Origin of the sequence: Paenarthrobacter nicotinovorans, from assembly GCF_021919345.1 — a bacterium.
Taxonomy (GTDB): Bacteria; Actinomycetota; Actinomycetes; order Actinomycetales; family Micrococcaceae; genus Arthrobacter; species Arthrobacter nicotinovorans.
Window position 1 is genome coordinate 310,180 of record NZ_CP089293.1, and the last position, 19,210, is coordinate 329,389.

At 64.0% G+C, this 19,210-nt stretch carries 21 protein-coding genes; 10 read left to right on the top strand and 11 right to left on the bottom strand.

The window, feature by feature from the left end:
* The first annotated feature begins 34 nt into the window (after positions 1-34).
* Entirely contained in the window at positions 35-1,171 is a 1,137-nt protein-coding gene (locus JMY29_RS01545; protein WP_189076408.1) for a glutamate--cysteine ligase, read from the top strand.
* 87 nt (positions 1,172-1,258) lie between these two features.
* Here the strand turns inward: JMY29_RS01545 and JMY29_RS01550 are convergent, their stop codons facing one another.
* Positions 1,259-1,660 carry a VOC family protein gene (locus JMY29_RS01550; RefSeq protein WP_026267320.1) on the bottom strand — a complete coding sequence of 134 codons (402 nt, stop codon included), beginning with the start codon at positions 1,658-1,660 and terminating at the stop codon, positions 1,259-1,261.
* 10 nt (positions 1,661-1,670) lie between these two features.
* A complete protein-coding gene (locus JMY29_RS01555) occupies positions 1,671-2,120 on the bottom strand; it encodes a helix-turn-helix transcriptional regulator (protein WP_018778925.1) in 450 nt (149 codons plus the stop codon).
* A 26-nt stretch (positions 2,121-2,146) separates the two neighbouring features.
* On the opposite strand from JMY29_RS01555, the gene JMY29_RS01560 reads away from it, so the two are divergent.
* The 4 genes from JMY29_RS01560 (at position 2,147) to JMY29_RS01575 (ending at position 7,098) form a co-directional block, all read left to right on the top strand.
* Positions 2,147-2,764, top strand: a complete 618-nt coding sequence (locus tag JMY29_RS01560; protein ID WP_189076409.1) for an alpha/beta hydrolase — start codon at positions 2,147-2,149, stop codon at positions 2,762-2,764.
* A gap of 204 nt (positions 2,765-2,968) precedes the next feature.
* A complete protein-coding gene (locus JMY29_RS01565; RefSeq protein ID WP_229778651.1) occupies positions 2,969-3,970 on the top strand; it encodes a LacI family DNA-binding transcriptional regulator in 1,002 nt (333 codons plus the stop codon).
* 8 nt (positions 3,971-3,978) lie between these two features.
* Positions 3,979-4,710, top strand: coding sequence for an HAD family hydrolase (locus JMY29_RS01570; protein ID WP_189076411.1), 732 nt, complete (start codon positions 3,979-3,981; stop codon positions 4,708-4,710).
* Between the two features lie 30 nt (positions 4,711-4,740).
* Entirely contained in the window at positions 4,741-7,098 is a 2,358-nt protein-coding gene (locus JMY29_RS01575; protein ID WP_189076412.1) for a glycoside hydrolase family 65 protein, read from the top strand.
* A 5-nt stretch (positions 7,099-7,103) separates the two neighbouring features.
* Here the strand turns inward: JMY29_RS01575 and JMY29_RS01580 are convergent, their stop codons facing one another.
* A complete protein-coding gene (locus JMY29_RS01580; RefSeq protein WP_018778920.1) occupies positions 7,104-7,295 on the bottom strand; it encodes a YegP family protein in 192 nt (63 codons plus the stop codon).
* Positions 7,296-7,676 (bottom strand): hypothetical protein, encoded by a 381-nt coding sequence (locus JMY29_RS01585; protein ID WP_018778919.1) that lies wholly within the window; start codon positions 7,674-7,676, stop codon positions 7,296-7,298.
* Positions 7,677-7,797: 121 nt separating this feature from the next.
* On the opposite strand from JMY29_RS01585, the gene JMY29_RS01590 reads away from it, so the two are divergent.
* Together JMY29_RS01590 and srmL are read left to right on the top strand one after the other, a co-directional pair.
* Entirely contained in the window at positions 7,798-8,553 is a 756-nt protein-coding gene (locus JMY29_RS01590; protein WP_189076413.1) for a class I SAM-dependent methyltransferase, read from the top strand.
* 270 nt (positions 8,554-8,823) lie between these two features.
* Entirely contained in the window at positions 8,824-9,942 is a 1,119-nt protein-coding gene (gene srmL, locus JMY29_RS01595; protein WP_110505960.1) for a PheS-related mystery ligase SrmL, read from the top strand.
* Positions 9,943-9,967: 25 nt separating this feature from the next.
* On the opposite strand, the gene JMY29_RS01600 is transcribed toward srmL, so the two are convergent.
* Entirely contained in the window at positions 9,968-10,789 is an 822-nt protein-coding gene (locus JMY29_RS01600; protein ID WP_189076414.1) for a tryptophan-rich sensory protein, read from the bottom strand.
* 111 nt (positions 10,790-10,900) lie between these two features.
* Between JMY29_RS01600 and JMY29_RS01605 the strand changes: the two genes are divergently transcribed.
* Complete coding sequence (locus JMY29_RS01605; RefSeq protein ID WP_018778915.1) at positions 10,901-11,422, top strand: MarR family winged helix-turn-helix transcriptional regulator; 522 nt, start codon at positions 10,901-10,903, stop codon at positions 11,420-11,422.
* Here the strand turns inward: JMY29_RS01605 and JMY29_RS01610 are convergent.
* From JMY29_RS01610 to idi, 6 genes are read right to left on the bottom strand one after another with little or no spacing between them, the layout of a single operon-like run.
* Complete coding sequence (locus JMY29_RS01610; protein ID WP_189076415.1) at positions 11,417-12,616, bottom strand: prenyltransferase; 1,200 nt, start codon at positions 12,614-12,616, stop codon at positions 11,417-11,419. The genes JMY29_RS01605 and JMY29_RS01610 overlap by 6 nt on opposite strands.
* On the bottom strand, positions 12,613-12,963 hold the full coding sequence (locus JMY29_RS01615; RefSeq protein ID WP_018778913.1) for a lycopene cyclase domain-containing protein: 351 nt from the start codon (positions 12,961-12,963) through the stop codon (positions 12,613-12,615). Before JMY29_RS01615 ends, JMY29_RS01610 begins: the two co-directional genes overlap by 4 nt.
* Positions 12,963-14,615, bottom strand: coding sequence for a phytoene desaturase family protein (crtI, locus tag JMY29_RS01620; protein ID WP_189076416.1), 1,653 nt, complete (start codon positions 14,613-14,615; stop codon positions 12,963-12,965). The genes JMY29_RS01615 and crtI overlap by 1 nt, the downstream gene beginning before the upstream one ends.
* Positions 14,612-15,517 carry a phytoene/squalene synthase family protein gene (locus JMY29_RS01625; protein WP_055977341.1) on the bottom strand — a complete coding sequence of 302 codons (906 nt, stop codon included), beginning with the start codon at positions 15,515-15,517 and terminating at the stop codon, positions 14,612-14,614. The genes crtI and JMY29_RS01625 overlap by 4 nt, the downstream gene beginning before the upstream one ends.
* Positions 15,514-16,701, bottom strand: a complete 1,188-nt coding sequence (locus tag JMY29_RS01630) for a polyprenyl synthetase family protein (RefSeq protein WP_189076417.1) — start codon at positions 16,699-16,701, stop codon at positions 15,514-15,516. Before JMY29_RS01630 ends, JMY29_RS01625 begins: the two co-directional genes overlap by 4 nt.
* Positions 16,698-17,252 carry an isopentenyl-diphosphate Delta-isomerase gene (idi, locus tag JMY29_RS01635; RefSeq protein ID WP_039239340.1) on the bottom strand — a complete coding sequence of 185 codons (555 nt, stop codon included), beginning with the start codon at positions 17,250-17,252 and terminating at the stop codon, positions 16,698-16,700. The genes JMY29_RS01630 and idi overlap by 4 nt, the downstream gene beginning before the upstream one ends.
* Before the next feature lie 105 nt (positions 17,253-17,357).
* On the opposite strand from idi, the gene JMY29_RS01640 reads away from it, so the two are divergent.
* Complete coding sequence (locus JMY29_RS01640; RefSeq protein ID WP_189076418.1) at positions 17,358-17,945, top strand: MarR family winged helix-turn-helix transcriptional regulator; 588 nt, start codon at positions 17,358-17,360, stop codon at positions 17,943-17,945.
* Positions 17,946-18,078: 133 nt separating this feature from the next.
* Complete coding sequence (locus JMY29_RS01645) at positions 18,079-19,185, top strand: EAL domain-containing protein (RefSeq protein WP_189076419.1); 1,107 nt, start codon at positions 18,079-18,081, stop codon at positions 19,183-19,185.
* The last annotated feature ends 25 nt before the right edge of the window (positions 19,186-19,210 follow it).

Below are 19,210 nucleotides of genomic sequence, written 5' to 3' on the forward strand. Positions count from 1 at the left end.
TCTCTGAATAATCCATAGCGGGAGGGGTGGGTCTGTGCGCACGTTTGGTGTCGAGGAGGAACTTCTGATTGCCGATCCTTCGGACGGCATGCCATTGGCCCTCGCCACAGACATTCTGGACGTGGCGGCTGCCCACGGCGGGGATGTTGACGGTGACGCCGCTTCCCTGAAGTCCGAATTCAAGCAGGAGCAGATCGAAGTTAACTCCCGCCCTTGCCGGACGGCTGCTGAGCTCAGGGCTGAAATCCGTGCCGGCCGGGCCTTGTCCGACAAGGCGGCCAGAGCCGTGGGTGCGCGGGTGGCCGCGCTGGCTACCCCGCCGGTATTCCATGCGACGCCCACCTTGGGCAATCAGCGCTACGCTGCCATGGGCACGGAATTCGGCCTGATTTCGCGTGAGCAACTCACATGCGGTTTTCATGTCCACGTATCCATCGAGTCGCCTGAGGAAGGCGTTGGGGTCCTGGACCGCATGCGGCACTGGCTCCCCGTGCTGCTTGCCCTCAGCGCCAACTCTCCCTTCTGGATGGGGGCCGACACCGGCTTCGCGAGCTATCGAACACAGATCTGGAACCGGTGGCCTACTGCCGGGCCCATGGACGTATTTGGTTCGGCCGATGCATACCGCGCAGTCCTGGGGGCGCTGCTGGGCACCGGAGTTCCCATGGACGAGGGCATGATCTACTTCGACGCCCGCCTTTCCAGGGGCCATCCAACTGTCGAACTCCGGATCGCGGATGTTTGCCTCTACGCAGAAGACGCGCTCACCCTGGCGGTGATCGCGCGCGCTCTCGTGGAAACTTCGGCCGCTGAATGGCGGTCGGGCGATCCGCCGTCGAGTGCTTTGACCCAGGTCATCCGCATGGCCAACTGGAAGGCGAGCCGCTTTGGCATCAACCGCGAGCTGCTTCACCCGCAGGACCAGAGCCCGGTTGCTGCTCCGGAAGTTGCCGGCGCCTTGCTGCGCCACATCAAGCCTGCCCTGGGCAAGGCCGGAGACCTGTCGCTGGCGCGGGCCGGGGTGGCCGGCATCCTCCGCCGCGGTTCAGGCGAGCGGCTGCAGCGCCAGGCGTACGCGCGCCGGCGGCGGCTGTCCGACGTCGTGACCGCAGCCATCGCCTCCACGCACGAGTACGGGGAACTTTCGGACGCCGGGCTGCTCAGCCACTAGCAGTCGAAGGCCCGACGACGGCGGGCCGAGGAGCCGCCGTCGTCGCGCCTTGTGCGGGCCGTAGCCTCCGATGAAGTGCCCGGACGGTCAGCCCTGGTTGATGCGGATCATGTTGCCGGAGGGGTCGCGGAAGGCGCAGTCGCGCGGTCCCCACGGCTGGTCGATCGGTTCCTGGAGGACCTCTGCGCCGGACGCCCGGAGTTTCTCGAAGGTGGCGTCGAGGTCGTCCGTGCTGAAGACGAGCATCGGCATGACGCCCTTGGTGAGGAGTTCCTGGATGGCGTCGCCGTCAGCCTGGGAGCGGCCGGCGTGCGGCGGGGAGAGGACCAGTTCGAGGTCGGGCTGGGCGTCGCTGCCCAAGGTCACCCAGCGCTGGCCATCGGAGCCGACGTCGTTGCGGACCTCCAGGCCGAGCGCGTCGCGGTAGAAGGCGAGCGACTCATCGACATCGTTGACAGTGACGTGTGCGTACTTCAATGAAATGTTCATGAACCACACGCTATTGCAGCTTGGGAGCCTGCGCTTCTTCAATCCTGCTCAGGTTGGTGTTGCCCTTCCTGTCGGGGCGAGTGTGCTGTTTGGCGATGCAGTTCGGCATGGCTTTCACGGCGTGGTGCTCCCGGGAGCGGTACTCGCTGGGCGTGATCCCTACGATTTCAGTGAAGCGGCTGCTGAAGGAGCCCAGGGAGGTACAGCCGACTTCCATGCAGGCATCCGTAACGCTGGTCCCGGCACGAAGGAGGGCCATGGCCCGTTCTATCCGCCGGGTCATCAGGTAGTTGTAGGGCGATTCGCCGTATGCGGCCTTGAACTGGCGGGAGAAGTGCGCCGGTGACATGAGGGCGCCGGCTGCCATGGTGGGCACGTCCAAAGGACGCGCGTACTCGCGGTCTATGAAGTCGCGGGCGCGCCGCAGATGGGCCAGATTGGCCAGTTCCTGCGGTGTCATGGCGTCAGTCTACTAGGCTCATGCCCATGGAATCAGTGGTCTGGTCAAAGCCCGAAAACCAGCGCAAGGGCACTCCTTTGCTGGTGATGCTGCATGGTTACGGCACCAGCGAGCAGCGCATGGTCAACCTTTTTGACCAACTGCCCACGGACTTCACCTGTGCCGCGTTGCGGGGGCCCAAGGTTATCGGCGACGATTACGGGTGGTTCCTGCTGGACTACTTCCTGACCAACGACTTCGCGGATGTGATTGCCTCCACAAATGCGGTGTTCGACTGGATCAACTCCGTGAAAGACAACCACAGCAGCGTCAGTTTGCTCGGCTACTCACAGGGCATGGCCATGGCCAGCACGCTTCTGCGGTTGCGGCCCGGGTCGTTCAAAGCCACCGTCGGCTTGTCCGGATTTGTCCTGGACAACGACCTGCTTGCCCTGAGTGAATCATTCGACACCCCGCCGCCGTTCTTTTGGGGAAGGGACAATGCGGACCCCGTGATCAACGAGGACGCGATCGCCCACACGGAGGAGTGGTTGAACGCCAACACGGCGTTGACGGCACGTACCTATCCCGGGATGGGGCACCGGATAGACCCTGTCGAATTGGTGGATGTCAGTGCTTTCCTGAAGTACTACGTGCTGGGCTAGGGCTGGATTAGAAGGCATTCCCACCCCGGAATCAAACCTGTTGGTGAGATTCGCGTCACAATTTCGCATTCAACCGCACTCTATTGAATGACAAAATTGTAAGCGCTTACACTTTTGGCTGGTGACCCGGTCCGGGACATACGCCAAGGCGTCAGGCGAGCATGGAAAGGGTTGAGGCCGTGTTGCATGGTTAGGACTCACAGGGTGACAATCCAGGACGTAGCCGTCCTTTCCGGGTTGTCGATTTGCACGGTATCGCGGGCACTCAGGAAGCTCCCCAACGTTTCCGAAAAGGCCCAGTCGCGGGTGGCTGAAGCTGCCAGCAAGCTCGGCTACAAAGCCTCGGCCGCCGCATCCAGGCTGGCCGGCGGAAACACAGGGGCGGTGGCGATCGTCGCCCCCACCGCCACATCGTGGTTCTTCTCCCAGGCCGTGGAAGCTGCAGAGGAGGTTCTGGGTGACAGTGGCTACGACACGGTCCTGATCAGCCTCCGCAACAAGGCCACTGTCCGGAAGCAGTTCTTCGCGGACCTTGAAAACCTCGCGCAGAGGGTCGACGGACTGCTGTTGCTCAACATTGACCTCGACCCCGGAGAACTGGAAGCGTTGGAAGCCTGCGGACTGGCAGTGACCAGCGTGGGCATGCGAAATGTTCCGTGGGACAATGTAGGTATCGATGACGAACACGCTGCCTGGCAGGCAACCCAACACCTGCTGGGGCTGGGCCATTGGAACTTGGCCGTTCTCTCGAGCAATGAACACTCCGTTGTGACTGAGACACCTCGGTTCCGTGGCTTCCGGCGTGCGCTGGATGAACACCACCTCACCGTCCACCCGGACCTTGTGGTGGCTTCAGGGCCAGGTATCGACGACGGGCGGCGGGCCATGACTGAGCTCATCACCCGCGGCGCGAAGCCCACGGCAGTGTTCGCCCACTGTGACGAGGCCGCGTTCGGTGCATTGACCGCGCTCCGGGAATACGGCTTGTCCGTGCCGAAAAACGTGTCCGTGATCGGAATAGATGACCACCCGATGAGCTGGTTCCTGGGTCTCAGCACCGTGGCGCAGCCGGTAGCTGACCAGGGCGCCTTCGCTGCGAACCTGCTGTGCGAACGACTCCTGAATAACGAATCCCCCCACCAACCCTCCAACCACTTGCTCGATACCAAGCTCATCGAACGCAAAACCACGCGCCACAAGCGCTGAACGGAACTATGCACATGACTGACCTTCGTAATGCCTGGACCGGCGCCTCGGCGCTCCTGTTCGATCTCGACGGCGTGCTGACGCCCACTGCCGTGGTGCACGAGCAGGCATGGCAGGAACTGTTCGACGGTTACCTGGCCCGGATCGGGCACCAGGAGGGCTACCAGGAGAGCGACTACTTCGACCACATCGATGGCAAGCCGCGCTTTGACGGCGTCCGGGACTTCCTGACCTCCCGGGGCATCACGCTCCCGGAAGGCCCAACGGCCGACTCACCCACGAACCAGACCGTCCAGGGGCTCGGCAACCGCAAGAACGCCATCTTCAACGAAATCGTGGACACCCGGGGAGTGGAGCCCTACGAAGGTTCCGTCAAATTCATCAATGCGGCCTTGGAACGGGGACTCAAGATCGCAGTCGTCTCCTCGTCAAGGAACGCTCCTGCCGTGCTGAAGGCAGCGGGACTCGACCACAACTTCGAGGTAGTCGTCGACGGCCAGGTGGCCGCCGCCGTCGGACTTCCCGGCAAGCCGGACCCGGCCACCTACGTGTATGGAGCAGGCCTGCTGGGCGTACCCGTGGAGGAATGCATCGTCGTGGAAGACGCCGTGTCCGGGGTGCAGGCCGGCGCGGGAGCTCCCTTCTACGCCGTGATCGGCGTGGACCGCGGTGCGGGCCGCCAGACCTTGCTCGATGCCGGCGCCACGCTGGTGGTCGACGACCTCAACGAACTTCTCTGACCCTACTTTTTCGAAGGACTTCAACAGCCCATGGCACTCATCAGCTCCGATCGGCTGCGTTTCCCCTGCGAGCCCTGGAAGCTTGTGGAAAACATCCACGTACCCGGTGACGAGGGAACGTTGGAAACGCTGTTCGCGCTCGGCAACGGCCACCTCGGCATCCGTGGATCCCATTCCACGGCGGGAGACAGCGAGCTTCCCGGCACGTTCATCAACGGTTTCCATGAGATCTGGGACATCAAGCATGCCGAAAACGCCTATGGATTCGCACGGACGGGCCAACGGATCGTGTACGTACCGGATGCCAACAACTTCACGGTTTCCATTGATGGCGAAGCCCTGAGCCTTGCCGAGTCCACGGTGTTGGACTATCACCGCAGTGTGGACTTCTCCACAGGCGTTTACGAGGAACGCATCGTGTGGTCCTGCCGGTCCGGCGCGACCGTCACCACAGTGGAGCGCCGCGCGGTCGGCTTCGATTCCCGCGGATGCCTTGGCCTTGAACTGTCGTTGTCAGCGGACCGTGACGTGTCCGCGGACATCACCTCCGGCGTCGTGAACCGCCAGGACCAGCCTGTGGAGGACCACTCGGTCCATGACCCCCGGCGTTCGGGGCGGCACGCCGGGCGGGTACTGCTGCCACTTCACCTCCAAGGCGCCGATGGTTCGCTCCGCCTTGCCTGGGAAACGTCGGAGTCGCGCCAGCGCGTGGCGATGGCCGTCGACCACTGGATTTCGGCCGAAGGCCAGCCGTTCGAAACGCTGGTGGCGGAGGACGAGTCCTCCGTCCGTTACGTTCTGGCAATCCACGACGGCGACACTTTCCGTTTGGAGAAGACGGTCAGTTACGTCGTGGCCGGGTCAGCCGGGGATGCCGAGGACCGTGGCGAGAGCCTGGCCGCTGAGGCGGAGGCCAACCTGGTGCCGTTCTCCGAGATCCTGGCCCAGAGCAAAGCGCATTACGACGAGTACTGGACCACTGCTGATGTATCGATCGGCGGCCAGGCCGAGATGCAGCAGGCAGTGCGCTGGGGTCTGTTCCAACTCGCGCAAGCCACTGCCCGTGCCGGTGTGGCCGGCATTCCCGCGAAGGGGGTCAGCGGCTCCGGCTACGAGGGCCACTACTTCTGGGACCAGGAGATCTACCTCCTGCCTTACCTGACCTACACCAACCCCTGCGGCGCCAGGAAAGTGCTCGAATCACGCCACGCGATGCTGCCGGATGCGAGGGTACGGGCCAAGGAACTCAGCGTGGACGGTGCGTTGTTCCCGTGGCGCACCATCAACGGCCTGGAAGCGAGTGCCTACTATGCGGCGGGAACTGCCCAGTTCCACATCGCCGCCGCCATTGCGTTCGCTGCCAACCGCTACCAGTGGGCCAGCGGCGATGACACGTTCAGCGCAGAGCTGGGTGCCGACCTGCTGATCGAGACGGCCCGCATGTGGGCCTCGCTGGGATTCTTCGGCAAGGACGGAATGTTCCACATCCACGGCGTCACCGGGCCGGACGAGTACACGGCTGTGGTGAACGACAACCTGTACACCAACGTCATGGCACGCTTTAACCTCCGGGCAGCGGCCGCGCTGGAACACGAGGGCATCGCCGAAACCGAGCGCATGGTGTGGAGGCAGGCCGCTGAACGGATGTCCCTCCCGTACGACCCCCACCTCCAGGTCTTCAGCCAGGACAACGACTTCATGACCCTGGAACCCTGGGACTGGAATACGCCCAAGTCCAAGTACCCGTTGCTCCTGAACTTCCACCCGCTGGTGATTTACCGCCACCAGGTCCTCAAGCAGGCTGACACGGTGCTGGCCATGTTCCTCCAGTGGCAGGACTTCACCGCTGAAGAGAAGCAGCGCGCTTTCGACTTCTACGATCCCATCACGACCGGCGACTCCACCCTGTCCGCGTGCGTGCAGGGCATCATGGCGGCCGAGGTCGGTTACGGGGACGTCGCGTTGCAGCACTTCACCGAGGCCTTGTTCATCGACCTCGACAACTCGCACGGCAACACCATTGACGGCGTCCACATTGCCTCCACCGGCGGCATCTGGAGCTCCTTGGTCTGTGGTTTCGCGGGAATGCGGGACCAGGGCGAGGTGCTGCGCTTCGATCCCCGGCTGCCTGTTGAATGGGACGGCTTGTCCTTCCGGCTCAAGGTGCAGGGCCGACTGCTGGCCGTCGAGCTGGAACAAGGGTCCATTGCGTTGACCCTCGTGCCTGGCCCCGACTACAGCGAGGAGCCGTTGCAGGTGAAAGTGCGGGACTACGACGTCACTGTTGGTGCCGCCACCGTCCAGGTGCCGCTGGAGGACGTTCCCGTCCCGCCGCCGTCGATCTTCCCCAGCGTTTTCCCGACGGCGGGTCTTCCGATCATCCGGTAACCCGTTCAGGAAGCCCGCGACGTGTGGTCTTCAATCAGGCCACTCGCCGCGATTTCCCGCAGCGAATAAATGGCTTTGGCTGCCGTGGCCCTGTCCTGGAAACAGATGGAGAGCGCGAGTTCAGTCCCGTCGGCATCGACGAGGCGGACCCGGCAATCACCGCCTGATTCGTCGAACAGTTCAAAGTGGCCGGCCATTTACGCCGCCCCCTTCCTGGTGGCGGGTGCCTCTGCTGCGGGCGCCTGCGGGCGGCCTTCCGCGGTTCGACGCCGGTCCAACTCGCTGTTGATCAGTTCCAGCAGCGCTTGGGCCGGCTCGGACAGGTGGTGGGTGTCCGGGGAACCCAGCTGGTCGCAGTGAAGGAGGACGTGGCGGATCCTCTCCAGTTCGCGGGAGGGCACCAGCGGCCAGCGGTGAAAAAGCTGCCTTACGGCTATGGCACCCAGCAGGGCGTCGGGTTTGTTGGCTGCGCCATGGCTTCCTTGGGTGACTGCTGCTCTTCGTCGAGCAACGGAGGCTGCGGAAGCTGCGACACCATGGGTGAGAAGAATGTTGGCTTTGAAGGAATTGGGGGCCATGAGGACCTCCCTGATGAGAGCGATGAAAGCCGACTGCGTGACTCTGAATCCAGCTTACAGAATGTGAGTTATGTCATGTCAATCGTTACGCGCGGTTGCCGGGACCTGCAATAGTGGCAGGATGACCGACCAGCAGGAGCTCTGGAACGAAGAAACCGCGCAGCAGTACGACACCCCCGGTGAAGGCATGTTCTCGCCCGACGTGCTGGGCCCCACCGTTCAGGTGTTGTCGGAACTCGCCGGTGACGGTGCCGTCGTCGAATTCGCGATCGGTACCGGCAGGGTGGCGGTGCCCCTCGTCGAAGCAGGTGTGCCCGTGAGCGGCATAGAACTTTCCCACGCGATGATCCGGCGGCTGCGGTCGAAGGCAGACGCGGCCACCATCCCGGTGGTTCAGGGCGACATGGCCGAAGCGCAGGTGCAGGGCGAGTTCACGTTGGCGTACCTGGTGTTCAACACCATCGCCAACCTCCTGACCCAGGAGGAGCAGGTCCGCTGCTTCCAGAACGCGGCCAGGCATCTGGCGCCAGGCGGTCGTTTCGTCATTGAGCTGTGGGTGCCGCAGCTGCGCTCACTGCCGCCCGGACACGGTGGAACAGTTGAAGTGAGCCAGCCTGGTTACCTCTTGGTGGACAGCTATGACGTTCTTCGCCAGCATGTCATCTCCCACCACGTGCGCTTCGGCCCGGGCCTGTCCGACGGCAGGGATGCGCGCATCAGCCGGACGCCACACCGCTACATCTGGCCCAGCGAACTGGACCTCATGGCGCGGATAGCCGGGTTCCAGCTCGAATCCAGGTGGGCGGACTGGGACCGCAGCGACTTCACGGCCGAGTCCAGGAGCCACGTGTCGGTGTACCGGCTCGTGCACCGTTAGGGTCAACCTGACTGTGACCAAGCCCATCACGGGTTGTCCGGTGCGGGCCTGTCAAGCGGTCTGCAGTAAGGCTTCCGGGCCTTGCCATAGGTCCGGTGCCCTGTGCAGTCGCCACGGACCCGGGTATAGTCGGCCCATGCCTTCATTGCGTCGATTTACTTGCCCCCGACCGGTCTCCGGTCGCGAGGGCTGTTTGGCGCGCGCCTAGGTCCTGGCACGGAGAGGGTCGGGGGAGGAGACCTCCACCCACACCGAATCCAAGGACCAGCCATGCCTTCATATCTCAAACCCACAGAACTCCATGAAGCCCTGACCATCCGGGACCTCTCCAATCCGGACCAAGGCCCGCACGCCATGCAGCAACTCCTCCATGACACCGTGCGCGGCCTGCGCGGGCAGTGGAACGTGTCGGAGCGGATCATCCGCCATAGTCCCTTGGTCAGCGTTTCCGACAATTACGATCGGCTCGGCTTCAGCGCCGCGGACGTCACGCGCGACCAGAAGTACTCCCGCTACATCAGCCCTACCGTCATGCTGCGCAGTCACACCTCCGCGTCCATCCCGTCGTTGCTGCGTTCGCTGGATCCGGATGGGTCCCTCGACGAGCTCTGGGCAATCCCCGGCGTGGTTTATCGTCGGGACGCCATTGACCGGACCCATGTAGGGACGCCGCACCAAGTGGATTTGTGGCGCGTCTCTTCCAAGGAGACGCTGACGGCCTCCCATCTAGGGGAAATGGTTGCCTCGCTGGTGAACGCTGTGCTGCCGGGCGCGGAGTGGCGGACGGTTCCGGCAACCCATCCCTACACGCACAACGGCCTGCAGCTCGATGTGCGTATGAACGGTGAGTGGCTGGAGCTTGCGGAGTGCGGGCTGATGGCCCCACAGCTGTTCCTGGATGCCGGATTGAACCCCGGTCACTGGTCGGGACTGGCTCTCGGGATGGGCTTGGACCGGGCCCTGATGCTCCGCAAGGGCGTTCCCGACATCAGATTGCTCAGCTCGGACGATCCCCGGATTCAACAGCAGATGCTGGACCTCTCACCGTGGAGACCGGTGTCCCACATGCCGTCCATCAGCAGGGACATCTCAATCGTCGTTGCCGCGGATATGGATGGCGAAGTGCTCGGAGACCGGGTGCGGACGGCTCTGGGTTACCGGGCGGAGGACCTGGAAAGCGTCGAACTGATGGCCTTGACTGCGTACGACGAGCTTCCTGCCAGAGCGCGGGACCGTTTGCAGATCCTCGCCGGGCAGGCCAACGCGCTGATCCGGCTCGTCTTGCGGCCTCTCGGCCGCACGATGACGGATCCGGAAGCCAACCAAGTCCGGGACGATGTCTATCTGGCGTTGCACGAAGGCCCGGTGAAGGAGCTCATCGCAGGCTGAAGCAACCCGTGCCAAGGCCGCCGGGCTATTGCAGCGGGGAGGACGAACTCCGGGTACCTGCCCCGGCCAAGGCCACCCGCGTCCTTACCGCGATCGCAGCACCCAGGACCAGTGCAGCTGCGACGGCGGCCGCGACCGCCGTCGGGAATGACTCAGGTGCGTCCGAGCTGCGGCCAACCGTGATCCATACCAGGCCCCACGTGATGGCCGCAGCGAGGGCGAGACGGCCATGGCCTTTGAAGGCCAAGGCGACGCCAATGACCGCCACCACCACCAGCACGGCAACGGACCACACCTCGGGTTGCAGGCCGAATCCGGAGAATCCGGCAGCCTTCAAAGCGGCAGCGATATTGGCGCACACCGCCACGCTGGTCCACCCAAGATAGAGGCCCAAAGTTCCGTCCACCACAACGGCCTCCACCCATGAGGACGCGCGGGTCCGGCTGTAGCGGAGAAACGCCAGGACGAGGGTCGCAAGGAGTGCCAGGATCACCAGGACGCTGACAAAAAGCCATCCCGCCTGCACTGACAAGATCCATGCCGCATTCAGGATCATCGACGCGGCAACCACCCAGCCCAACGCCCGCTGCCGGTTACTGGAACGCTGGGACGGCAACCACTGCCACACGGTGTAGGCAACCAGTCCGGTGTAAACCACGGACCAGATGGAGAACGCGGGCGTGGCCGGCGCCAGGAGGGTGGAATCAGCGGCCAGGGCACCGCCCGCGGCCTGGGCAATGGGCGTGCCGCCAAAGACTCCGACTCCGATCATCGAGCCAACAATGCAGACAGCCAGACTCGCCGTTACAGCGATCTGTCGTGTGGGATCGGGGCTTCCGGTTGCCATATGCTGCGCCTCTTTCCTGATGGGATGTGCGGATTCATGCATTCGGGGTGTCCGTGACTTAGTATCAAATTGCTAGTGAAGCGAGCTTTATGCTTATCGAAGGAACATCGGATGGATTCGGAAGGCCACGCAAAGGGCTATTGGTACGGGAAAGACCCCGGGCAGAAGGCCATCGCCATCGATGTCCTGAACGCGCTGCGGGACTATCGAGCCTCCGAACAAGCGATGCGCCGCAGGACCCGCTCGTCCATGGGGATGGGCGAGAAAGACTTGCTGGCCCTGCGGTACCTTTTTGAGGCGGAAGCCGACGGCAAAGTGATGAAGCCGAAGGACCTGGGCGACAAGCTGGGAATAACGTCGGCGTCCATGACCACCTTGATTGACCGTCTGGTGGAGTCCGGCCACATCCGCCGTGAACCCCATCCCACCGATCGTCGCGCGCTGATCCTGAAGGCCACCCCGGGATCGGACCAGGAAGTCCGGCACACCCTGGGCGGGATGCACCGCCGGATGTTGGACGCAGCGTCTGCGCTGAGCCCGGACGAGTCACGGGTCGTGGTGGATTTCCTGCAGCATATGCGGGAGGCGTTGGACACCATCGACGAAGAGCCCGGAGAACCGTCCGGGTCATGACGTCAGGCCCCACTGCAGGATGAAGATCAGGGTCACCAGGAATCCTGAACCGTAGTTGAGCCAGATAAACCGCCGCCATGCCACATTGGTGCGTGCCGCCGTCGTATCCGTGACGTTCCAGTACGGTGCGCAATTAACGATGTACGGGACGGCGATGATAGCCGCCAGCGGCCCGGGCCACGGCGTGGCCAGCATCGCCAGTCCCGCAACAAACCACAGGACGACGGCGAGCCGCACCGTCCGGCGGGCACCGATGACCGTTGCGATGGAGCCGATGCCCGCCTGCCGGTCGGGCTCGATGTCCTGTACGGCACCGAAGGCGTGGGCGGCCATGCCCCAGAGGAAGAACGCGGCCAGCAGAAGGAGGAGGCCGGGCGTCACCTCGGCACCGGCGAGGGCCAAACCGACGACGGCGGGACTCACGAAGTGCGTACTCGACGTCAGCGAGTCCAGGACGGGGCGTTCCTTGAAGCGGAGTCCCGCCACGGAGTAGGCCACCACGGCGAAGGCACTCACGGCCAGGCTCAGCCACACTGCCGGTCCGCCGGCGAAGGCGAGGACCAGCAGGAACGGCACGTTGGTGACGGCGGCGAGCCACAGCATTGGCCGGTGCAGCTGGGGCCGGAGGAGTGCGCCTTCGATGCCGCCCTTGCGCGGATTCTTGAGGTCCGATTCGTAATCAAAGACGTCGTTGATGCCGTACATGGCCAGGTTGTAGGGGATCAGGAAGTAGAACGTGCCCACGATCAGGACCCAGTCGATTTCGCGGGTGGTCAGGAGCATGGCCGCGGCAAACGGATACGCGGTGTTGATCCAACTGACCGGCCGGGACGCCAGTATTGCCTGCGGAACCAGGCCTGTGAGGTCGGATTTTGCTCCGGCACTCCGACGGCGGGTCAGCCACATCCACAGCCCGGGAAGCACCACGACCCCTGCCAGCGGATAGGCGAAATCCTCGATGGGTGCCAGCCCGGCCTTCAAGCCAAGAATGTGCGAGGCGTCGTAGTGGAAAAGCTCCATGCCGATCATCACGGAGTCGAACACCGCGGTCAGCACAGCCAGGGCGGCGAACGCCAGCCCCACGGCTTTCCAATGCCTGGAGGCTTCGCCCTGCCGGGCACCCCGGCGGGCAAAGATCACGCCGGCGACGGCTGCCGCGGCGATGAAGGCAAGTGCGAGCCACAGGTACGTCATGCGTTCTCCCGCTCCCGCTCCGCTTGCCTCGCGGGAGACCGTTCCAGCAACCGCCGGGCGCCCGTGTACAGGACCATGGTGCACAGGGTCAGGAAGAGCAGGAACACGGGCTCCTCAATGGGCAGCTCGGGAGCGATCAACAGGCCCGTGGCTATGGTTCCTTCCCCGCGGAGGAAAATCCCGAGTCCGATTCCGGCCGCGTCCCAGCCGAGGAAGAACAAAACCCCGACGGCGGTTACGATCGCCGCTGCCTTCGCGTCATGCCAAAAGAACAGGCGGAATCTGTGATCCAGCAGCAGCATGCAGGTGATGCCGAGCAGCAACGAGGCCAAGTAGAGGACTCCCATCAGCCAATCCTGCTGGCTACAGGCCTCACGGTGACAGGGCCGGTGCTGTGATCGCCGCGGATCCTTTTCAAGACCAGCTCGGCGCTGATCAGGCACATGGGCACACCCACGCCAGGGGCCGTTGTGGCACCGGCGTAGTAGAGGCCCTGCACGCGCTTGGAGGCATTCTGGGGCCGGAACATGGCGCTTTGTCCCAGTGTGTGGGCCGGTCCCAGCATGCCTCCGCGCCACGAGTTGTAGTCACGGGCGAAGTCCGCTGGTCCTGTTGTCTGCCGGATCACGATCCTCTCGCGAAGGTCCGGGATGCCTGCCCATTGGGCGATCTGGTCGATCGCCGCGTCGGCGGTTCGTTCTATGAGCACATCTCCCGCCCCGTCCGGCCCGCCGGCTCCCAGTGCGGGATCGGCCGGGATGGGAACCAGGACGAAGAGGTTCTCGTGGTCTGTGGGCGCTACGGCGGGATCGGTTGCGCTGGGTTTGCAGACATAGATTGACGCCGGGTCCGGAATGGCCGGGTTTTCACCGAAGATGGAGGCGAAGTTTGCCTCCCAATCACGGGTGAAGAACAAAGAGTGGTGCGGCAATTCAGGGAGCTTGCCCTTGACTCCCAGCATCACCAGGACTGCTCCCGGACCGCTGGTACGCCGCTGCCACCAGGAACCGGGGTAGCTGCGGTCCCGCACGCCCAGCAGTTGGGTTTCGGTGTGGTGCAGATCGGCGCCGGAGACCACGAGGTCCGCCACGCTGTAGTGCTCGTTCCCGGAGGTGTCACGCCAGGTCACGCCGGTGACTTCACGGCTGTCCTTGCCGGTCAAGGCGGCCGGAAGCTTGACGCCGTCGAACCGTCCCACCTTCTTGGTCCTGCTGACGGCGCGGGTGGTGATCTTGAGGGCCTCGGCGCCGGTGTGGATCCGAACCCCGGCCTGGACTGCCAGATCCTCAAGCCGGCCCACGAGCTCCCAGAAGCCGCCCATTGGGTATTGCACCCCGTCACCGAGGTCCAGCGCACTCATCAAGTGGTACATGGCAGGAGCATCGGAAGGGCTGGTGCCCAGGAAGACGGCCGGATAACCCAGGACCTGCCGCAGCACAGGATGCTGGAAACGCCGGGCAACGTATTTGTCCAGGGGCGTCAGCAGAAGCTGCGCAAGCTTGGGCAGGCTGCGCAGCACCTCGGGTTGGAGCAGTCCTTGCAACCTGGTGAAGGGGTTGTAGAGGAAGAAGCGCTCCGCCATGTCGGTGGTGTGCCGCGCCGATGCCAGATAGGTGGCCAGCTTCCTGGCGCTGCCGGGTTCCACGTCCTCGAACGTTTCCAAAACCTGTTCGCTGCCCAAGGGAACGGTTAGCGTGTCCGGCCGGACGCCGTCGAGGTTTGGTTCGCTGAACACGCGGTACGCGGGACTGAGCGTGCGGAGATCCAACTGTTCCGCGGTGCTGGTGCCCAGAAGCTCGAAAAAATGGTCGAAGACGCCGGGCATCAGGTACCAGGAGGGGCCCGTATCAAAGCGGAAGCCGTCGCGCTCAAGGCTGCCGGCGCGCCCGCCAACGCGGTCACGTTGCTCAAGGAGTTGGACTTCGTGTCCTTCGTGGGCGAGGAGGGCGGCGGTGGCAAGCCCAGCGATGCCACCGCCGATCACTACTGTCCGGGTCATCGGTGCAGCTCCATCCAGGTAGAGGTGACTGCCCGCGCGGCAAGGCCGGCCTTCACGGCATCCGGGACGCGTACCCGTGAACGGTAGAGCTCGTCCACGGTGGTCTGCTCGATCCTGTCCGTCAGGGCTGTGAAGAGGGAAAGGGCGCTGCGGACAGCGGCCCGGGCATCGCGCGGCAGCAAGGGGATGACGGCGTCGGCGTCGGCCAACTGGGCGCGGATGGTGCGTACCCATTCCACGCGGTCGCGGTCCTCAAGGTGCTCGGAGGTGCCCAGGTAATTTCGCCCCAGACGGGTGGTGTCATCGGCCAGGTCGCGCAGGAAATTGATGTTCTGGAAAGCAGCCCCCAGCCGGCTGGCGCCATGCTGCAAAGCCGCGGCGTCGCCGTCGTCGATGTTTTCATCCCGCATGAAAACGCGCAGGCACATCAGCCCTACAACCTCGGCGGAGCCGTGGACGTAACCCTGGTGGGCGTCGGCGTCGAAACGCAGGGGGGTCTCCGGCGTCCCGGTGCGCTCGCCGAGGTCCGTGCGCATGGAGTCGAAGAACGGATTAATGAGCGACTCGTCAATCCGGGCCGCGCGGGCAGTCTGCGCGAAGGCATGGATGATGAGGTCGCTGCTGTAGCCCAGCTTGACGGCCCGGTGGGTCTCGTCGATGAAGTGGGCCAGGGCATCGCACTGTTCCTGGTAGCTGAGGCCGGCCTCCGCGGTGACACCATCCACGAGTTCGTCCGCGACGCGCACCAAGGCGTAGATGTTCCGGACATGTTGGCGGTGCCGCCGCCCGAGCAGCCTGCACGCCAGCCCGAACGAGGTGGAATACGCGGCGATCACCTGGTTGGCGGCCCGCTCGGCCGTCCGGGTGAAATGGGTGAATGAGGTGTCTGAGGCGAGGCTCATGACTGCCGTCCTTCCAATTGCCCGGCGAGGTCCAGCAACACATTGCACACGCCCTGCGGGATGGTGCTGGTCAGCAGCTCGTTGAAGGCCCGCATCTGCTCCTCGATGAGTCCGTTGACGAACGTTTCCGCCCCGCAATCGGCCAAGTGCCGGCGAACGTATTCGCATTCCGAGCCGTTCAGCTCCGGCCTGCCGAAGAAAGGCTCAATGTCCGGCCAGGCCGCCGTGGTTCGTGCATGGGCGATGATGGCCGTTTCTTTTCCCTCCCGCAGATCCGAAAAGGGATCCTTGCCGTGCCGGCGGGGGTCCCCGAACGTTGATAGGAGGTCGTCCTGGAGTTGGAAGGCGAGGCCCAGATGGCGGCCGGCCGTGGCGAGCGCATTTTCGACGGCGAAGTCCGCGCCCGCCAGCGCGGCTGCGGCCCGCAGGGGAAGTTCGAAGGTGTAGGTGGCGGTTTTGTAGCCGCACATCACCAGGATGGTCTCGAGGTGGGGGTCGATGATGCCGTCCCCGAGGCCCACGTCCAGCTGCTCACCGGCCACTGTTTCGTTGATGGTGTGTTCCAGGAGATCCAGGAGCCGCAGCCTCAGTGCATGCGGGAGGTCTGCCCTGGCGAAGGCCTGGTGGGTGGCGGCGAGGAGCATGTCCCCCATGAGGATGCCGCCGGTTTGGGCCCAGTGGAGGTCGCTGCCTTCCCGGGCGCCTTCACCACTGTTGGTCCGGGGAAGTGACTGGGTTTCTGAAAGCGACTTTGCTTCTGCGAGGAGGGAGCCGATGAGGTTCGGGTGCCCGCGCCGGACCAGGTCTCCGTCGATCACGTCGTCGTGGAGCAGGAAGGAGTAGTGGAGGAGTTCGATCGCGGCCGCAATGCTGATGGCCGTTTCGCGGTGGCCCGTGTCCGGTGGGCTGGCTTGGGGCTGGTTGGTGCGGGGCTGGCTTGTCCCGTGCGGGGCTGTCCCGTCCGTGCCGCGCCCCCTGAGGGCATCGTAGGTCTCCATGAGCAGCAAGGGACGCACGAACTTTCCACCCAGGACGTTGTGGCCGGCCAGTTCCCAGAGTCTGGTGAAATGCGGCCCATACGTTGTTGCGGCGGCGGCCCGCTTGCCGATGAGCCCGCTGAGCTCGTTCTCAATCGCCGTGCAAAGGTCGGTGCGGCTGCGTAAAGCACCGGAGGTGACGGTCATGCTTTGGCTCCGGTCCCGAGGGGGAGTACCCGCGCTTCAAGCAGCTGGGGGAACTGGAGTCCCAACCACGGGCTGAAAGCGGAGGGGGTGCGCTCCAGGGAGTTGGCCAGCAGGGCCGGTGACATCCAGGCCCAGTCCGCTACCTCTGAAGGATTGGGGTTTAGATCGCCGGCGATCCTGGCGACGTAGACCGGGCAGATTTCGTTTTCCACAATTCCCGTGGGGTCCACGGCCCTGTACCGGAAGTGGGGGAGCGCCATTTCAACCTGGTTGGCATCCACCCCGAGTTCGAACTGCGCCCGGCGGGCTACTGCGTCCAAGGGGTCCTCGCCGGGTGCCGGGTGTCCGCAAAAGCTGTTGGTCCACACTCCGGGCCAGGTTTTCTTCTCCGGCGAGCGGCGGGTCAGGAGGACCTCGCCGTCATCGTTGAGGAGGTAGCAGGAGAATGCGAGGTGGAGGGGCGTTTCCTGTGTGTGGACCCCTGCTTTGGGGGCTTCGCCTATGGGTGTGCCGGCGTCGTCAAGGAGGACAACCATCTCTGTAGCGTTCATACTGCGCCTTCCTCCTGCAACCTGAGTCTTTACAGCAGCCCGAATATTGCTAGACAAGCTAGAAGAAAGGCTACCATGTAGGAAGTTAGGTGTAACATACTCAGCATGTCCAGTCTTGAAGAACTGCCTGAAGAAGCCGGGTTCCCGGTCTCATCCGGCCTCTATCATCTGGACGCCAACGATCCCCATCAACAGTTGATTGACCGCTCCCGGTTCTCCGAAGCCGACATCGTACAGATCAGCGAACTCATGGCAGCGCTCGGGAGGCTCCGCGACGCCGAACAGCGCTTGGCGGAGGCCTCACTCCGATATATGAAACTGAACCAATCGGACATGCGGGCGCTGCATTACCTGATCGTCTGTGCCAACCATGGCGTCATAGCCACGCCCGGAGCCATAGCTTCCCACCTGAACATCTCGACGGCGTCAACCACCAAATTGCTGGACCGGCTGGAACGTGCCGGCCACGTCACCCGGCAGGCGCACCCCTCCGACCGTCGGGCCCTCGCGATCGCCATTACCCCGGAAACGCACGAAGCCGCTATGCGTACTGTGGGCAAGCAACAGGCGAAGCGGTTCCTAGCGGCCGCACGCCTCACTCCCGACGAGCGCGTGGCCGTGATGCGGTTCCTCGATGACATGGCGCGGGAGATCGAAGTGGCGGACGAGCCGTGGGCTGCGGCTCCACGCTAAAAGCTTCCTGTGATTCGAGTGATAAGTGTGAGCCAAGTGACACTTTTCTCTGTAAGATTCGAGGCAAGGCCCTCATGCGGCGGGCCGGCAGTTGTCTGGCCTGGCCAGCGGGGGATACACAAAGGAATAATTGATGGCTCAAGAAGCGGGCTCTCTATCACCGGGTAACGACGCGGACAGCAGCAACCATGACGGCGCAGGGGACACACCGTTCGCGGATGAAGAGACCATGCGGGCACAGGTCCTGGACATCATCGAGTCCATTCTTGAGGACGCTGAACCGCGCAGTGAAGGGGCCAGGAACAAGCTCCGTGAGCTTCTTGACGCGCGGCCGGACGACCCCGAGGGTGCATTGCTGAAGCACCTGCTCCTCACTCGGAAAACATCACAGCCGGCGTCCAACGTGCCTGTTCACTTGGAACACGCCAGCCTGCATCTGGAATCGTCCGACGCGTCACGAACCGTGCTGGTCCCTGTCAGCCACGACGTCCGCGCCGGCATCCAATCGATCCTGGCCGACAAGCTTCTCCTGACGGCGTTCCAGCCGATCCACTCCCTTCCCAAGGGCGACCCGATCGGCGTCGAGGCCCTGACAAGGTTCATCGGTGAGGACGGTGCGGGCGCCGACGTGTGGTTCAGTGAAGCTGCTGCTGCCGGTCTGGGAACTGAGCTGGAGATTGCAGCGCTGCATTGCGCCCTGATGGCTGCGCACGACGTCCCGGAAAACATGTTTGTCACTCTGAATCTCACCCCGGCCACCTCGCACGATCCCCGGGTGCGGAACCTTTTGGCCGCTGCCGCCTTGGCCCCCGAGAGGATCATCGTTGAGCTGACGGGCAGCCTGGAATCCATGGCGGCCCAGCCGGCCGGCGAAGGCCTCGAACAACTGCGGGCCTTGGGGTTGCGGGTGGCGATCAGCGCCTCGGGTGCCGCATTGGTCTCGCTGGACAGAATCGAGCAATTGCGCCCCGACATCATCAAATTGGACCGTCACCTGATTGAAGGAATCGCCGGAAACGACGGCCAGAAGCTCCGTGCCAAGGCCATCGTTGAGCTGGCCCGTGAGATCGGGGCAGATGTCCACGCGCAAGGCATCGAAACGGCCGAAGAACTGCAGGAAGTCACCGCCTTGAAGGTCACCGCTGCGCAGGGATACCTTTTGGGCCGCCCCTCGGTGCACCCGCTTGATTGGTCGGCCTGGAGCGTCCGGGCGCAAACGGAACCGCAGCCTGCCAGCTGACCGTCGTTGAATCGACGACGCCGGT

What these genes read in the sequence shown, in the direction of transcription:
- JMY29_RS01550 (WP_026267320.1), bottom strand. Translation starts at nt 1,660, where the DNA reads ATGAACATTTCATTGAAGTACGCACACGTCACTGTCAACGATGTCGAT.
- JMY29_RS01555 (WP_018778925.1), bottom strand. Translation starts at nt 2,120, where the DNA reads ATGACACCGCAGGAACTGGCCAATCTGGCCCATCTGCGGCGCGCCCGC.
- JMY29_RS01560 (WP_189076409.1), top strand. Translation starts at nt 2,147, where the DNA reads ATGGAATCAGTGGTCTGGTCAAAGCCCGAAAACCAGCGCAAGGGCACT.
- JMY29_RS01570 (WP_189076411.1), top strand. Translation starts at nt 3,979, where the DNA reads ATGCACATGACTGACCTTCGTAATGCCTGGACCGGCGCCTCGGCGCTC.
- JMY29_RS01575 (WP_189076412.1), top strand. Translation starts at nt 4,741, where the DNA reads ATGGCACTCATCAGCTCCGATCGGCTGCGTTTCCCCTGCGAGCCCTGG.
- JMY29_RS01580 (WP_018778920.1), bottom strand. Translation starts at nt 7,295, where the DNA reads ATGGCCGGCCACTTTGAACTGTTCGACGAATCAGGCGGTGATTGCCGG.
- JMY29_RS01585 (WP_018778919.1), bottom strand. Translation starts at nt 7,676, where the DNA reads ATGGCCCCCAATTCCTTCAAAGCCAACATTCTTCTCACCCATGGTGTC.
- JMY29_RS01590 (WP_189076413.1), top strand. Translation starts at nt 7,798, where the DNA reads ATGACCGACCAGCAGGAGCTCTGGAACGAAGAAACCGCGCAGCAGTAC.
- srmL (WP_110505960.1), top strand. Translation starts at nt 8,824, where the DNA reads ATGCCTTCATATCTCAAACCCACAGAACTCCATGAAGCCCTGACCATC.
- JMY29_RS01600 (WP_189076414.1), bottom strand. Translation starts at nt 10,789, where the DNA reads ATGGCAACCGGAAGCCCCGATCCCACACGACAGATCGCTGTAACGGCG.
- JMY29_RS01605 (WP_018778915.1), top strand. Translation starts at nt 10,901, where the DNA reads ATGGATTCGGAAGGCCACGCAAAGGGCTATTGGTACGGGAAAGACCCC.
- JMY29_RS01610 (WP_189076415.1), bottom strand. Translation starts at nt 12,616, where the DNA reads ATGACGTACCTGTGGCTCGCACTTGCCTTCATCGCCGCGGCAGCCGTC.
- JMY29_RS01615 (WP_018778913.1), bottom strand. Translation starts at nt 12,963, where the DNA reads ATGGGAGTCCTCTACTTGGCCTCGTTGCTGCTCGGCATCACCTGCATG.
- crtI (WP_189076416.1), bottom strand. Translation starts at nt 14,615, where the DNA reads ATGACCCGGACAGTAGTGATCGGCGGTGGCATCGCTGGGCTTGCCACC.
- JMY29_RS01625 (WP_055977341.1), bottom strand. Translation starts at nt 15,517, where the DNA reads ATGAGCCTCGCCTCAGACACCTCATTCACCCATTTCACCCGGACGGCC.
- JMY29_RS01630 (WP_189076417.1), bottom strand. Translation starts at nt 16,701, where the DNA reads ATGACCGTCACCTCCGGTGCTTTACGCAGCCGCACCGACCTTTGCACG.
- idi (WP_039239340.1), bottom strand. Translation starts at nt 17,252, where the DNA reads ATGAACGCTACAGAGATGGTTGTCCTCCTTGACGACGCCGGCACACCC.
- JMY29_RS01640 (WP_189076418.1), top strand. Translation starts at nt 17,358, where the DNA reads ATGTCCAGTCTTGAAGAACTGCCTGAAGAAGCCGGGTTCCCGGTCTCA.
- JMY29_RS01645 (WP_189076419.1), top strand. Translation starts at nt 18,079, where the DNA reads ATGGCTCAAGAAGCGGGCTCTCTATCACCGGGTAACGACGCGGACAGC.